This is a genomic window from Gloeomargarita sp. (genome assembly GCF_053491055.1).
The window spans coordinates 1-15,346 of the sequence record NZ_JBRCEP010000077.1; the positions used below are offsets into that span (position 1 = coordinate 1).

General features: G+C 58.4%; 15 protein-coding genes. 13 read left to right on the forward strand and 2 right to left on the reverse strand.

Annotated elements, in window-relative coordinates:
- Positions 1-263 precede the first annotated feature (263 nt).
- Both ACWISF_RS08570 and tilS read left to right on the forward strand, forming a co-directional pair.
- Complete coding sequence (locus ACWISF_RS08570; RefSeq protein WP_448381169.1) at positions 264-2,558, forward strand: endonuclease MutS2; 2,295 nt, start codon at positions 264-266, stop codon at positions 2,556-2,558.
- 12 nt (positions 2,559-2,570) lie between these two features.
- Positions 2,571-3,593, forward strand: coding sequence for a tRNA lysidine(34) synthetase TilS (gene tilS, locus ACWISF_RS08575; protein WP_448381170.1), 1,023 nt, complete (start codon positions 2,571-2,573; stop codon positions 3,591-3,593).
- On the opposite strand, the gene hmpF is transcribed toward tilS, so the two are convergent.
- Positions 3,526-5,208: a pilus motility taxis protein HmpF gene (gene hmpF, locus ACWISF_RS08580; RefSeq protein ID WP_448381171.1), complete on the reverse strand. Its 1,683-nt coding sequence runs from the start codon at positions 5,206-5,208 to the stop codon at positions 3,526-3,528. The two genes, tilS and hmpF, sit on opposite strands and share 68 nt — an antisense overlap.
- Before the next feature lie 195 nt (positions 5,209-5,403).
- On the opposite strand from hmpF, the gene ACWISF_RS08585 reads away from it, so the two are divergent.
- The 11 genes from ACWISF_RS08585 (at position 5,404) to lysS (ending at position 14,614) form a co-directional block, all read left to right on the forward strand.
- Complete coding sequence (locus ACWISF_RS08585) at positions 5,404-5,778, forward strand: response regulator transcription factor (protein ID WP_448381172.1); 375 nt, start codon at positions 5,404-5,406, stop codon at positions 5,776-5,778.
- Positions 5,779-5,826: 48 nt separating this feature from the next.
- Positions 5,827-6,195 carry a response regulator transcription factor gene (locus ACWISF_RS08590; protein ID WP_448381173.1) on the forward strand — a complete coding sequence of 123 codons (369 nt, stop codon included), beginning with the start codon at positions 5,827-5,829 and terminating at the stop codon, positions 6,193-6,195.
- A 141-nt stretch (positions 6,196-6,336) separates the two neighbouring features.
- Positions 6,337-6,528 carry a pentapeptide repeat-containing protein gene (locus tag ACWISF_RS08595; protein ID WP_448381174.1) on the forward strand — a complete coding sequence of 64 codons (192 nt, stop codon included), beginning with the start codon at positions 6,337-6,339 and terminating at the stop codon, positions 6,526-6,528.
- A complete protein-coding gene (locus ACWISF_RS08600; protein ID WP_448381175.1) occupies positions 6,438-6,716 on the forward strand; it encodes a pentapeptide repeat-containing protein in 279 nt (92 codons plus the stop codon). The genes ACWISF_RS08595 and ACWISF_RS08600 overlap by 91 nt, the downstream gene beginning before the upstream one ends.
- Before the next feature lie 244 nt (positions 6,717-6,960).
- Complete coding sequence (locus tag ACWISF_RS08605) at positions 6,961-7,218, forward strand: Asr1405/Asl0597 family protein (RefSeq protein ID WP_448381176.1); 258 nt, start codon at positions 6,961-6,963, stop codon at positions 7,216-7,218.
- A 608-nt stretch (positions 7,219-7,826) separates the two neighbouring features.
- On the forward strand, positions 7,827-10,082 hold the full coding sequence (locus tag ACWISF_RS08610; protein ID WP_448381177.1) for an ATP-binding protein: 2,256 nt from the start codon (positions 7,827-7,829) through the stop codon (positions 10,080-10,082).
- Positions 10,083-10,149: 67 nt separating this feature from the next.
- Positions 10,150-10,521 (forward strand): FHA domain-containing protein, encoded by a 372-nt coding sequence (locus ACWISF_RS08615; protein WP_448381178.1) that lies wholly within the window; start codon positions 10,150-10,152, stop codon positions 10,519-10,521.
- An 8-nt stretch (positions 10,522-10,529) separates the two neighbouring features.
- On the forward strand, positions 10,530-11,408 hold the full coding sequence (locus ACWISF_RS08620; protein WP_448381179.1) for a serine/threonine phosphatase: 879 nt from the start codon (positions 10,530-10,532) through the stop codon (positions 11,406-11,408).
- A gap of 110 nt (positions 11,409-11,518) precedes the next feature.
- Positions 11,519-12,697, forward strand: a complete 1,179-nt coding sequence (locus ACWISF_RS08625; protein WP_448381180.1) for an alpha/beta fold hydrolase — start codon at positions 11,519-11,521, stop codon at positions 12,695-12,697.
- 51 nt (positions 12,698-12,748) lie between these two features.
- Positions 12,749-13,096, forward strand: coding sequence for a DUF3110 domain-containing protein (locus tag ACWISF_RS08630; RefSeq protein ID WP_448381181.1), 348 nt, complete (start codon positions 12,749-12,751; stop codon positions 13,094-13,096).
- Positions 13,097-14,614: a lysine--tRNA ligase gene (gene lysS / locus ACWISF_RS08635; RefSeq protein ID WP_448381182.1), complete on the forward strand. Its 1,518-nt coding sequence runs from the start codon at positions 13,097-13,099 to the stop codon at positions 14,612-14,614.
- A gap of 36 nt (positions 14,615-14,650) precedes the next feature.
- Here the strand turns inward: lysS and ACWISF_RS08640 are convergent.
- A partial coding sequence (locus ACWISF_RS08640) for a methyltransferase domain-containing protein (RefSeq protein WP_448381183.1) occupies positions 14,651-15,346 on the reverse strand: 696 nt, incomplete at its 5' end.

Genomic DNA, 15,346 nt, shown 5'->3' on the forward strand with positions numbered 1-15,346 from the left:
TTTCTTGGCTTTTCGGTAAGGCTTAGGGTTAGCAAAAACCTTCCCGTTAGAACAAGTGGCAAGGTTGTTATAGCTAGGTAGGTTAAGGTTGTCGCTTTAAGATTCATGGCTACGCCATTGTGGGGTTACGCCCAGCGGCCTATGTCATGTCAACCTTTGCCTGCTTAGCTATAGCTAAAGTTCAGCACCTTTCAGTAAAAACCCGACTAGAGGCATACCCCCGCCCCCACGCTAGGATCGAAAACGATATCCTGGCGTCGGCCATGCGTGACATTCGCCAAGAAACCCTGGAACTGTTGGAATGGCCCCGTCTGTGCGCCCATTTAGCCACCTTTACCCAGACCAAACCGGGACAACGGCGGGCGGTAAGCTGGCAACCCGCCCCTGATTTGGCCCAAGCCCAACGACTGCTGGCCGAGACCCAGGCGGTGGATGCCCTGATAGAACAGGGCGTGCGGTTGGATTTGCGCCAGGTCGGGGATGTGGAACCGGCTCTTGCTCAGGCAGAACGGGGGGGCATTCTCAGCGGGTTGGCGCTGCTGGAGATTGCCCAGGTGTGTCAGACGGCGCAACGGATTCGGCGGCAAATCGAAGCCCAGCGGGAACCTACGGTTCTACACGCCTTGGTGCAACCCTGGCGCACGCAGCCGGAATTGGTCCACCGGATTTACCACTGTCTGGAAGCGGATGGGGAAGTCAGCGACCGCGCCAGCCCGGCCCTGGCCCAGACCCGCCAGCAATGCCGTCAGACCGAGCAGACCATCCGCCAAACCCTCCAGTACCTCGGCCAAAAATACCCCCAGGCCGTGCCCGAACTGCTGATTACCCAGCGCCAGGACCGCTACGTGCTGCCGGTGAAGGCCACCCACAAGGACCTGATTCCTGGCTTGGTGCATGATGTTTCCGCCTCCGGTGCTACCTACTACATCGAGCCGGAGTGTGTGGTCCCTTTGAACAACCAGTGGCGGATTTACCAAAAACAGGCGCAGGAATTGGCGACGGCCATCCGCCAGGAGTTGAGCCAACAGGTCGCTGCCGTGGCCGCTGCTCTCCGCCAACTGGTCGAAGGGTTGACCCAGTTGGATGTGGCCTGCGCCCGCTGCGCCTACGGTCGTTGGTATCAAGGCCAGCCGCCCCAGTTCCAAGCCCCCGTGCACTTGCGGCAGGTACGGCATCCTTTGTTGCTCTGGCAAGCCCAGGCGGAACCCGACCGCCCCGTGGTGCCCATTGACCTGCCTATTCCGGCAACCACCAAGGTCGTGGTGATCACCGGGCCGAATACGGGCGGCAAAACCGTGACCTTGAAAACCCTGGGGTTGCTGGTACTGATGGCCCAGGCGGGGTTGTACTTGCCTGCGGCGGCGCCCGCCCAGTTGCCCTGGTTTGACCAAGTGCTGGCCGACATTGGCGATGAGCAATCCCTGAGCCAGAATTTGTCTACCTTTTCCGGGCACATCACCCGCCTCAACCGCATATTGGCCGCAGCTACGCCGCAATCGTTGATTCTTTTGGACGAAGTGGGTGCAGGAACGGACCCTGCCGAGGGCACAGCTTTGGCGCGGGCGATTTTGGAAGCCTGTGCCGACCAGGCCCAGTTGACGCTGGCGACCTCCCACTACGGCGAACTCAAAGCCCTCAAGTACCAGGACCCCCGCTTTGAAAATGCCTCGGTCGCCTTTGACGAAACCACCTTGTCGCCCACCTACACCCTGGTCTGGGGCATTCCCGGTCGCTCCCAGGCGCTGGCCATTGCCCGCCGGTTGGGGGTGGCCCCGGCGATTCTGGAACGGGCGGAATCCTATCTGCACCAACCCCACCACGACCTGGAAACCCTGATTCGCCAGATGGAACAAGAACGCCAAGCGCACCGGCAAAAACACCAAGCGGCCGCCGAACTCCTGGCGCAAGCAGAACATCTTTACCAGCAAATCCACCAGCAGGCCCAGGAACTCCACCGGCAAAAACAAACCCTGGCGCAGCACCAGGCCGAGGCGGTGGAAACGGCCATTGCGGCAGCCAAACAGGAAATTGCCCAGCTCATCCAACAACTCAAGGGTCGCCCCGTCACCGCCCAGCAGGTACACCGCGCCACCACGGCTTTGCAGGCCCTGCAACAACGGCACCAATTCCGCCCAGCGCCGCCGCCGCGGGGTTTTACGCCCCAGATCGGCCAAAAGGTACGGCTGCTGGGACAGGTGGGCGAAGTGCTGAGTCTGCCGGATGCGGATGGGAAAATGACGGTGCGGTTGGGGCAATTGCGGGTGAGTGCCGCCGCTGGCGATGTCACCTCCCTTGATGGGCAACCCGTGGCCTTGCCGCCGCCTCCTTCGGTACCCACCCCAGCCAATACCATTGACCTGCGGGGGTTGCGGGTGGAACAGGTAGCCGCCCAATTGGATCAGCGGCTCAATGGCAGCCAACCGGTGTGGTGGATTATTCACGGCCAGGGAACGGGACGCCTCCGCCAAGCGGTGCAGGACTACTGCCAACGTCACCCCCACATCCGCGCCTGGGAACCTGCCGACCCCAGCACCACCCGCGTCTATTGGCAGGATTGACCACCCGACCGCATGACCCCCCCCCTCCTGCGCCAGGTCCAACGGTTTCTCCGCCACAGTCAGCTTTTGCCTCCCCACAGCCGCCTCCTGGTGGCCGTCTCCGGGGGTCAAGATTCCCTCTGTCTGTTGGATGTGCTGCACCGGCTGCGTCCCCGCTGGCACTGGGAACTGGGAGTAGCCCACTGCGACCACGGGTGGCGTGCCGACAGCCTGCAAAACGCCGATTACGTCCGCCAACTCGCCCAGCAGTACGGTTATCCCTACTACCTGGCGCAGGCCCAGCACCTGCCCCAACAGGAAGCGGCAGCGCGCCAATGGCGGTATCAGGCGTTGGTTGCCCTTGCCCAGCAGCACCATTACCCCCTCATTGCTACAGGGCATACGGCCAGCGACCGGGTGGAAACCTTTTTGTTCCATCTGTGCCGGGGCAGCGGGATTAGTGGCCTGGTGGCTTTAGCACCCAGCCGTCCCTTGACCCCCCACATTCGCCTGGTGCGGCCTTTGTGGACGGTGAGACGGGCAGAAACGGCAGCCTATTGCCAACAGCAGGGGTTAACCGTTTGGGTGGATGCCAGCAACGCCGCATTACACTATCGCCGCAACCGGATTCGCCAGGAACTCCTGCCCTATTTGCAAACCCATTTCAACCCGCGCATCGAAGCCCAACTGCTGCAGACCCTAGACATTCTCACCGCTGAACAACGGGTGTGGCAGGCGTGGGTGCAACGGCTGTGGCCGCAGGTGTACGACCCCACCCAACACAAATTGCAGCGACGGCAGGTGGCCCGCTACCCCTTGGCCTTGCAACGGCATCTCCTGCGGGTGTTCCTGCAGCGGCACGTGCCACGGGCGGTCAGCTTTATCCATATCGAACAGGTGCGGCGGTTGCTCACCATGCCGACAGGCGCCAAAACCGCTTCCCTCCCAGGGGGCTGGCAGGCAGAAGTGCGGGGGGATTGGCTGTACCTCAGCCCTGCGTCGCCTGCGCCAGCAAGCCCACCAACTCCTCCACCACCTGGGTTTGCCCCTGGGTGACCCCCTGGCTGAGTTGGTGATAACAGCCCCAAAGGTGAGCCAGCCGCTCCTGCTGGGGTTGCAACAGTTCCTGATAGGTTTGCAGGCGTCCCCAGAGCTGGTCGAGCTGCTGTTGGGTCTGCTGCAGTTCCTGCTGTTGCTGCTCAAGGGTCTGGCGTTGCTGGGCACAGGCTGCCCGTTCCTGCGCCAACATTTCCTGGCTGTGGTGGAGTTGCGCTTGTCGTTCCTGCAAACGTTGGCTTTGGCTGTGCCGTTCCTGTTGGAGCAGGTGGTACTGCTGTTCGGCCAGCCGCAAAATCGGTTCCAAATCCAACTCGTGGCCCGCCGCCGTTGGCCGCCCCAGCCGCTGGTCTAGTACCTCCCGGTAGGCACGGGCAATCGCTTCCCGTTCTGCGAGGGTTTGCCGCTGGCCTTGGAGCGACGCTTCTAAAAACTGGTAGTTCTGCTGCTCACTTTCCAACTCGTTTTCCAGGTCAATCTTCTCGTAATCGTTGGCCTGCTGGATGCGGCGGCGAATCTCCTCAATCGCCTCCTGCTGCATCCGCAATTCTTCCTCCTGCTCGTTCAAGTAACTTTGGAAGTTCTTGAGCGCCTGTTCCTTCTCGTGGACCTCCCGCTCCAACTCCTCCAAAGGCATCGCCAGCAACGCCGCCTTGTCCACCAACGCCGCTGCCCCCACCAAGGGTTTGAGTTGGTGACAGGTTTGTTCCTGGAGCCGCAGAGCCTCGTTCAGCGCCTGCAACCGCTGCTGCAACTGGTCACACTCCGCTTGCCCCTCGGCCACCAACCGCTCCTGGGCCAGCAACTGGGCTTCCCGCGCTTGCCATTCCTGCCATTGAGCCTGCCAGACCTGCTGTTGGTGGTGGAGCTGCGCTTGCAACCGCTGGGCTGCCTCCTGCCCCTGCTCCCATTGCTGCCAATGGTGGGCAAGAAATTCCTGCTCTTGGGTCAACAGCCGCTGCCATTCCTCCCAATGCTCCCCGGCAGGTTGGCTGAAGCGGAGCCGTTCCACGCAGTCCATCATCCGTTGCGCCAGTTCGTGGGTGAGCACCCCCGCCCGGTTGCGCTCCAATTCTGCCCGTTCCGCCGCCAACTGCTGCCAGGCCTGCTGGAGTTCGCGCTCGCGGCGCTGCACTTCCGCTTGCAGGGCGCTGATTTCGGCCTGGAATGCCTCCATCTGCTGCCGTTGCGCTTCCAGTTCCGCCATTGCCGCTTCCGCCTGCTCCACCTGCGCCAGGCGGTCTTCCAATTCCATCTGCCGCCGGTGAAACTCCTGGGCCTGCAGCATCAGCGAATGTTGCATTTCTTCCGACTCTGCCTGCACCTGTTGCAGTTTTTCCTGCATCTGGGCCAACTGGCGCATGATCCCCATCACGTGGGGCTTGGCATCTTGCACCTGCTGAATCTGGTTGTTGGCATTGGTTTCCACCAACACCAACACCCCTGAACCATAGGCTTCCAGCCGCTTTTCATCGCTGGCCGTCAGCGGCAAATTCGCCGTCGTCGCATTCCAGAATTCGCCCCGTTGGACAGCCAGGACATTCAGCTCAATCGTCGCTTGGGTCGTCAAAAATCCGGTCTTTTGTCGCCGCTGTACCTCTGCAATGTACTTCACCGCTGTTGCCCCACTTACTGGTTTCGGCCTACCAAGCGCATCCCCCAGCTGCAACTCCCCAGGAAATGCGGTCAAACGGTTGTTGGGATGAATCACACGCATAGCCAGTATAACAGGTTTTCCCTCCCAACTTGTGATTTCGGGAGTTGGGTATAAAATTGAAGTGAGAATGACCTACGCCCAGCCTTAAGATTCATGGCAACAGTTCTGGTAGTCGAAGACCAGCGCGCTCAGCGGGAAATGATGGCAGAAACCCTGGCCAAGGATGGGTTACGGGTGGTCGTTGCTGCGGATGGCCGGGAAGCCTTGCAAAAATTGCCCGAAGCCAAACCAGATGTGATTGTCCTGGATGTGGTCATGCCCAACATGAACGGATACGAGTTTTTGCGGGCAGTGCGCCAGCTCCCGGAATTTGCCCAGGTGCCGGTGGTGGTCTGTAGCGTCAAGGGAGAACAGTTTGACAAACACTGGGCGCAGCGGTTGGGTTCCAATGCCTACGTCGTCAAACCCTTTGAACCTCAGGTGTTGGTGGGAACCGTGCGCAGTTTGTTGCGGGGCGCCAAGGCCTGACCCCCAAGTGGTGTTAAGATAAAGGCTAACTTACGTAGTGGGTCCTCTATGAGCACTGTTCTGGTTGTTGAAGATAGTGTGCCTCAGCGCGAAATGATTATCGGTTTGCTTCAGGAAAACGGGTTAACCGTAATGGCCGCCAGCAATGGTAAAGAGGCTTTGGCGTGTTTGCAACAAGGAATTCCCCAGTTGGTGATTACCGATGTGGTCATGCCGGTGATGAACGGTTATGAACTCATTCGTGAGCTACGCAAGCCGCACATGGGGACGGTGCAGGTGCCCATTTTGGTCTGCTCCTCGAAGGGGGAACCGTTTGACGAACAGTGGGCCAAACGCCAGGGCGCTACCGATTACATCGTCAAGCCGTTTGAACCGCAACAGTTGATTGCCAAGGTGAAGGCCCTGTTAAAAAAATAGAATTAATAAAATTAAAAGAATAAAAAAAGAAGAATAAAAATTAAGTCCGTCGCTGCCCTCCAAGGTATGGCTACAGAGGCATAATTGCCAACATCTCACTCATCTTTTTGGCGGAGAATGCAACATTAATTGAGGCAGTAATTGCCGATAATTTATCAGGGCTATGTATATCCCTGCTGTCAAAAACACCGAAATTATAATTACCTTTTCCTAACCGCCGGGGAACGGGACTTTAGCGGCATTTGTCTTATCGGCTGCAATCTCCAAGGCGCCAATTTGGCAGGCATCAATCTCAGCGGCGCCGATTTGCTGCCGTCGGTGCGGAACCGGTAACAGCCAACCTGCGGGAAGTCGGCCTGGGTGGTGCCAACCTCAGCCAAGCCAATCTCAACGGCAGCCAGTTGATAGGTGCCAATCTCAGTGCTACCACCCTCTACCAAGCCCACCTGCACGGCGCTGTCTTGAACCAGGCCAATCTCACCGGCGCCGTTTTGCCCCAAACCCCGACACCAGAAGCGTGAGTCAAATCCACCGGCATTGTTGCCACCAAATCTCACTTGCTTGGTTGAGAATTTGCCAAAAACGCGCTGCCTGCCAGCCGGTCACCCCCAAGCCGCAACTCACACCGCTTTCAGCACAAGGGAAGCAGTTGCTAGGTTACAGGCAATCGCTGCCCTATTTATTGAAAAATTTTACAAACGATACGTTGAGAGGCTATAGTTGCATATAGTTGTCATCGAACTAAAAGTGGAGTAGGCGACACGGATGGGCATCGTCGTGGCGAATGTGGAGGCATCGCCGGTACTGGCAGGGCAACGCTGGCCGATTTACCATCGTCTACGGGAGCTGGGGGTGCCATGTCACTGCCAACCCCATCAACCCTTGGAGATTCATGTCGAATGTCCGCTCCATGCCCTGTTGGTGTGGAGTGTGGTGACCCAGATGACTGCAACGCGGATGCAACAGGTAGCCTGGCTGGAGCGTTGTTGGGAAACGAAGGCAGATGGTAGTTGCAATACCTAGGCTTTGCCTTGTGAGGGGGACGCATCGAGGGTAAACTACCGGAGGCTGCTTGTCACTCTGCCGTTGTTTTGGCAACGTTGACCGCCACCCCAAGCGCCGGTTACCCGTGCCTGATCAAGCCGTTTCCGGTGTCCGTAAACACATAGCAAGTTGCTGAAGGGCCTTTCCTGCCTGTATCCAGCCCTACCCGATGTGAACAGCTCCTCCTTCCGTATATTCCCCTAGAATAACCCGCCCAAGGATAACCCCAGCGGCTGCGCGAAAGGCAAATGTAGCCTGGTACGTAATTTTGCGGAAATGCCCCGGTGATCCCCATCACGCCTACATCGGGGTTTGCACTGGTAGTATGAAGGGGTTGTATTTACAATTCTTCTTTAATTTTCTTTAACTTTTTTAGATTTCCCAGGAGGCAATATGTTGTACACTCGCGTTACAAAACCTGATAAGTTCGGGAGGAACGGTAGCCGATGTAACAAAGTTTTAACTTATCCTAACGTAAAGTTAAAGAGCATTAATTTTGCCTTAACCAAGGCGAGCCATTAAGTTAATGTTAATTTTACGTAGTTCTTCGAGTAGGGTTGGTTCCTGGTCTGTTAAAAACCAGTTATATGAGCGGAGCGATGTTTGTCCCCTGCGAAATGATGTTTACCGAAGCGATGGCCAATTCCCTGCCCCAGGAACTGTTGCTCAGTATTCTCAACAGTTTGGGCGATGGGGTGGTGGTGACCGATGGGGAGGGGCGGGTGATTGCCATGAACCGGATGGCGGTGCAATTGACCGGTGTTAGTTGGGAGACGGCGCAGGGGCAGGTGTTACCCCAGGTGTTGCGGCTGGTGCATCCGCAGTACCCCAACTTGCTGGCGGAACTGATGCAGCGGGTGTTGCGGGAGGGGGTGAGTACGGGGTTGCCGCGGGATACGCAACTGGTGCGCCCGGATGGGTTGGATTATCTTTCGGCGACGTTGGCGCCCCTGGACGGGGAGTACCGGGGGTTGGTGGTCACCTTTCGGGAGATCAATCGCCATCGGCAGTTGGAGGATTCGCTGCGGGGGCAGGCCCAGCGGGAATATCTGGTGCGGCAGGTGGCCAGTCGCATTCATCGTTCGTTGGATTTGGGGACGATTTTGCAGACGGCGGTGACGGAAATTCGCCTGTGTTTGCAGGTGGAGCGGGTGTTGGTCTGTCGGTTGGTGCGCGAGGACTGGATGGAGGTGGTGCATGAGTCGGCGGCGCCGCTGAGTGTCTCGTTGCTGGGGCAACAGTGGTCGTTTGGCGATGGGGCCCAAATGCGGGCCCTGCGGCAGGGGGAGGTGGTGGCGATTGCCGATTTGTCCGACCACGCCTGGGAGCCGGGCTGGTTGGGACAGTTACGACAGGTGTCTTTGGGGGCGGTTTTGGCGACGCCGATTTTGCAGGGAGAACGGCTGTGGGGGGTGTTGCTGGTGACCGATACCCGGCGGGGGCGCACCTGGCTGACGGGTGAACGGCAGTTGGTGGAACAGTTGGCGTTGCAGTTGGGGATTGCCATTGACCAAGCCCAGTTGGTGCAGCAACTCCGTACCCTTAACAGCACCCTGGAGATGCAGGTGCAAGAACGCACGGCGGAATTGCGGCAGGCCTTGAATGCGGCGCAGGTGCTTTATACGGTCACGGAGCAAGTGCGCCGGAGTTTGGATGAGCGGCAGATTTTTATCACGGCGCTGGACTGTTTGGGGCGAACCCTGGGGGCGGACTACTGCTGGGTGGCCCTGTACGATGAGGCGCAAACCCGGGCGATGATTGCCTACGAGTATTTGCCCGATGACACCTTGGCCAGCACCGTCGGCACGTGGATCGAGTTGGAGCATTACCGGGAACTGTACCAGCGGTTGTTGGACGGGGAGGTGTGGCATTATCCGCCGGTGGAACTGCTGCCGCCGGTGTATGCCCAGTTTCGGGAGCCGGCAGGGCAGATGGTCATCGCGCCAATCATGGACGACCAGGGGGTGATGGGGGAACTGGGGGTGGCCTTGGCGCGCCCGCAACAGGGGTTGCCGTTGGATTTGGTGCCCCAGGTGGCCAATCAATGTGCGATTGCCATTCGCCAAGCCCGTTTGTACCAGCAGTCGCGGGCCCAGGTGGTGGAATTGGAGCGGCTGCACCGGCTCAAGGATGATTTTTTGAGTACGGTTTCCCACGAATTGCGGACGCCGCTTTCGAATATGAAATTGGCTTTGAAAATGATTGGTTTAACTTTGCGCAAAGGCAGCCTCACGGCCAGCAAGCAGGCTAAATTGCAGCAATATCTGGAAATTTTGGAGCAGGAGTATGAACGGGAAGCCAAGTTGATCCAGGATTTGTTGCAGTTGCGCCAGTTGGATACGACTCAGGAGTCTTTGCCCCAGGTAATTTTGGATGTCCACCAGTGGTTGCCGGGGGTGGTGCAGCGGTTTCAGGCGCAGGCGGCGCAAAAGGGGTTGCACCTGACTTATACCCTCGACCCGGAGTTGCCCCGGATTGAGGTGCATCTTTTCAGTTTGGAGCGGATCACCACCGAGCTGCTGACCAATGCCGTGAAATACACGCCCCCTGGCGGCACCATCCATGTGGAAACCCAAAAACTGCCCCAGCATTGGCAATTGCGGGTGACCAATACGGGGGTGGAAATTCCGCCGCCGGAGTTGGAACGGATTTTTGAACGGTTTTACCGCGTGCCCCGGAGCGACCCTTGGCAACACGGGGGGATGGGCCTGGGATTGGCCCTGGTGCGGCGGCTGGTCACCCATTTGGGCGGCACGATTACGGCTACCAGTGGGCAAGGGCAGACCCAGTTCCAGGTGCTTTTGCCCCTACAGCAGGGACAACCGCTGCTGCCACCTGATTAAATGGGCAAACCATGGATTAGAATAAAAGACACGATAGGTGACCCCAACGGCCTTGCCGTTATTGCCCATGTCGCAGCCCACCCAACCCGATTCGATGACCCAGGTGCAGGTGCGTCAGCCAAGATTGGTGCATGTGCGCACGGGGACTGTGGTGCAAATTCCCCAGCACCGGAATGTGCTTTTGATTGGCAAACCCAACGATTACTTGCCGCCGGATATTGATGTGGCCGGGTTCCCGGATGCGGATATTGTCTCGCGCATCCATGCCCGGTTGGTGGTGGTGGACAACCAGGTGGCGATTGAGGACATGGGCAGCACCAATGGTACTTATGTGAATGGGCAGCGGTTGCGGCCAGGGCAACGCTGTCCCTTGCGGACCGGCGATTGGATTGCTTTGGGGAAGGAAGATAAGGTAACGTTTCTTTTACAGCAGGATTGAGTATTCCTATGGACATTACCCGCTCTGTGCCGGAGACGGTTCCTACCCAAGTTCCTGTGCGGTTGGTGAATTTGGAGGCGGCGGGTGTGACTGACGTGGGCTGCCAACGGGAGTACAACCAGGATTATTTTTACGCCCACACGGTGCTGCACCGGTCGCTCAGTCCCCAGGGGGAAGTGGTGCAGGGGAAGGGGTTGTATATTTTGTGTGATGGCATGGGCGGCCATGCGGGGGGGGAAGAGGCCAGCAAATTGGCGACCCACAAGTTGGCAAGTTATCTGTTGGCGCATTGGCCGGAGGGGGAATTGCCGGGGCCGGAGGTGATCCAGGCGGCGGTGGGGGTGGCCAACCAGGCGATTTATTTGCGCAATGAGGAGGAGTATCGCCGGGGTAAGGGGCGGATGGGTACGACGTTGGTGGTGGCCCTGGTGCAGGATAATCAGGTGGCGGTGACCCATGTGGGGGACAGCCGGATGTACCGGATTTCCCAGTCTGGGGGTTTGCAGCAGGTCACGATGGACCACGAGGTGGGGCAGTGGGAGATTCAGCGGGGGACGGACCCGGCGATTGCCTACAGCCGCCCGGATGCCTACCAACTCACGCAGGCCTTGGGGCCGCGCCACGAGCAGACTCTGGAACTGGATGTGAACTACTTTACGGTGACGGAGGATACGATTCTCTTGCTGTGTTCGGATGGGTTGTCGGATAACGGGCTGGTAGAGAGCCATTGGGAGCAATATATTAAGCCTTTGCTTGTGCCGCAAGCGGGTCTTATTCATCTCCAGGCGGCGGCGCGGCAGTTGATTGACCTGGGGAATGAGTTAAACGGGCATGACAATATTACGGTGGTGTTGGCAAAACTGCAAATTCAGAAATCCCAGGGGTAGGCATCAAAGCAATCCGTAACCCAGGAATCGCAAGGCGGCGATGGGTTGAATAAATCGGGTAAGGTAGAAGATTAGGGAGCCGCTGGCTTCGGGTTGAGGGTGTGGTGGCAATGTCCCCGGTTTTGGTGATTCATGTTAGTGATTTGGAAGCCCAGGGGGTCAATTATCACCAGGGGCACTCGTTCACCTTTGCCAATCACCATTTGCGCAAGGGGCAGGCGTTCAGTGTCACCCGGCGGGAGCAGGCGATTGCTTTTGCGGAGCAGTGCCAACAGGCGGGGCGTTTTTGCATTTTGGTGGAGCAGGACGGGATGTTGACGCTCTGCCGGGAGGAAGGGCCGCCTGCACCCCCCCCGGTGCCAGAACCGGCTGCTGCCGTTTCTGCCCGTCACCATTTCCTGTTTGCCCCCAAGGCCAGCGCTCCCCTGTTGCCGGAGCGGTATCGGCGTTTGCCCCAGCCAGACCAGGCGCTGGCGCAGTTGTGGTTTCAGGTGTATCGGCATTTCCCCAGGCGCAAGGTGCAGGTGGGCGGCCTGACGTGGGAGTATTGGACGGGGGGCAGCGGCCCAAAGGGGGTGTTGTTTCTGCCGGGGACGGTGTATTTCGGGGATATTTGGTTTCCCTATTTGCACCACTGGCAGGGGGATTTTCGCCTGATTGCGCCGACTTATCCGGCAGCCAGTCGCATCGAGCAGTTGGTGGAGGGCATCCGGCAGATACTCAAACAGGAACAGCTCCAGCGGGTGCACCTGGTCGGGCAATCCCTGGGGGGCATGGTGGCGTTGGCCCTGTTGCGTCAGTATCCGGTGTTGGTTGACCGAGTGATTCTCTCCCATACGGGCATTCCCAGCCAGGAACGCCTGGCCCAAGCCCGACACAAGGAGCGGCAACTCCAGGGGATGTCGTTGCGCCAGATCACCCAGTTGGCCTATCAAACCATTGTGCAGAAACATCTGGTGCAGGTGCCCCATCAGGAATTTTGGCGCGCCTATTTCCAGGAAGCTCTTACCCAACGCACCAGCAAAACCGCCTTTATTCACCTAAACTGTCGGGTCGTGGCCGATTTTTGCCAGCATTACCGCCTCCAGGCCGGCCAGGTCAACGACCCCTCCCGTCCGGTCTTGATTGTCTATACCGACAACGACGCCACCTTTAGCCCTGCCGAACAGGCGGCACTCCAGGCCCTGCTGCCCGAGGCGACGACCTTGACCCACACGGGCACGGGGCACTACAGTCTGTTGGTGGCCAGTGAGGTGCTGATGCCGCAGTTGGCCGCTTTCTTGCGCTAGAATTTTCCCCTGGCCTTTACAATAAAAATCGGATGCAGCGGGGATAGACGCATGGCGGTTTATGTGTTGATTTACAATGCAGGCAGTGACAACGAGGGCATCCACAGCCTGAAAGTGCAGGGAGAAGACACGATTTTGATGTTTGAAGACGAAGACGATGCCCTGCGTTTTGCCACGCTGTTAGAAGCGCAGGATTTCCCGGTGCCGACGGTGGAAGCGATTGACCCGGAAGAGGTGCAATGGTTTTGCCAGGAGCATGGGTTTCATTGTCAACGGGTGCCCCGCGGTGCCCTGGTTATTCCCCCGCCAAACAACCTGGACAAAACTGACTGGCAGCCTGAGCGCACCCCCGGCGAGGAACTCGACGAGATTCGCCGTCGCTTGGAACGGTTGCTCTAGATGGCGCGGCATACCGGGGCGGAATTGCGCCAACAACGGCTGGAGAAGGCGCAGCAATGGCGACAAGCGGGGATCAACCCCTATCCCTACCGCTACGACCGCACCCATTGCACGGCGGAATTGCACAAGCAGTATGCCGACCTGGAACCGGGCGGGGAAGTGGCCGTCCAGGTGCGGGTGGCCGGGCGGATCATGGCACGGCGGGTCTTTGGCAAGTTGGCCTTTTTTACCATCCAAGACGAGCAGGGCACAATTCAGTTTTATTTAGAACAACAGCGCATCCAGGGGCACATGGGCGAAGGGGCCTTTGAGCGGTTGAAACAGGGGACGGATGTGGGGGATATTTTAGGAGGGCAAGGCACGATCAAACGCACGGAAAAAGGGGAATTGTCCGTGTATGTAAGTACCTATGAATTGCTTACGAAATCCCTGTTGCCGCTGCCCGATAAATGGCATGGCCTCACCGATGTCGAAAAACGCTATCGCCAGCGCTATGTGGATTTGATTGTCAACCCGCACGTGCAAGATATTTTTCGCAAGCGGGCCAAGCTCATCCAACTTACCCGTAAGTATTTGGATGAGCGGGGATTTTTGGAGATGGAAACCCCGGTATTGCAAACCGAGGCAGGGGGCGCTGATGCCCGTCCCTTTATCACCTACCACAACGCGTTGGAGATGGATTTATATCTGCGGATTGCGACGGAATTGCATCTGAAGCGGTTGATTGTGGGGGGATTTGAGCGGATTTATGAATTGGGGCGCATTTTTCGCAATGAAGGCATTTCTACCCGCCACAACCCGGAATTTACCTCGATTGAACTCTACCAAGCCTACGCCGATTACAGCGACATGATGCAATTGACGGAAGATTTGGTGACGACGGTGACGCAGGAATTGTTGGGCAGTTTGGCCATTACCTATCAAGGGCAGGCGATTGACCTCACACCCCCTTGGCGACGGGTGACGATGGTGGATTTGGTGCGGCAACAAACAGGTTGGGATTTTACCCAATTTCCTGCGCAGGAATTAGCCGCGGCGCAGGCGGCTGCCCAGGCCTGTGGTCTGAAGAATGCCTGTGAATACGACAGTGTGGGGCGGTTATTAAATGCCCTGTTTGAAGAGTTTTGTGAAGCGACGTTGGTTCAACCGACTTTTGTGCTGGATTTTCCGGTGGAAATTTCTCCGTTGGCCAAACCCCATCGCACCCAAACGGGGTTGGTCGAGCGGTTTGAACTGTATATTGCCGGGCGGGAATTGGCCAATAGTTTTTCCGAATTGACCGACCCGATTGAGCAGCGCCACCGCTTGGAGCAACAGGCGGCCCGCAAAGCTGCTGGGGATGTGGAGGCCCAGGGGGTGGACGAGGATTTTCTCACGGCCTTGGAGTACGGGATGCCGCCGACGGGTGGGCTGGGACTGGGTATTGACCGTTGGGTGATGCTGGTGACGGATGCGGCCAGCATTCGCGAGGTGATTCCCTTTCCTTTGCTCAAACCGGAACCTGCGGAGCGGCCCTAGGCTTTATTGCTTTCAACCCTCCGTTTCGCCCCTGCTTTACTGCGGTACGGCGCGGATGAACCACTGCAAGGTAAAAAATTCTACCGTCTCCCCTGGCGGCAGGTTCCGTAGCACCAGGTTTTTCAGCTCAATGTTGCGTACTGCCTTCAGGTCACGACCGGCGATCATCCCCTTGAGTTGGGGGTCGAGATTGGCACGCACATCCTGCACCTGCCAGCCCGTTTCGCTGAGCATCCGCAAGGCACTGCGACGGGTGAAAAAGCGTACATGGGTGATGTCGAGAATCCCAGCCCCTGCATAGGGCCAGTCCCCCAAGGCCAGCCCCTCCAGCACCCGCAGATTCCGCACGTTCGGCAGGCTCACGTAAAGCGCCCCACCTGGCGCCAGCAGGGTCTTGAGCCGTTCGAGCGCTTGCCAGGGGTGATAGAGGTGTTCCAGCACATCGGCGGCGATGATGGTGTCGAACTGGCCGGTAAGAGGCCCCAGGTCCATCTCCTCGAAACGTCCTGTGAACACCTGGTCGTAGGTCGCACGGGCTTTTTCGGCTGCCGCCGGCAGTAACTCAACCCCCACCACCTTGACCCCTGGGAAACGCTCCTTGAGCCAACGCCCCGTGGCGCCAACGAAACAACCAAGGTCAAAAACCGCTTTGGGCGCTGCCGGGATCATCTGAAGCAGTCCCACCGGGGCGTAAGTGTGGGAGAGGGTGGTCAGATGCAGGTCTTGGTCAAG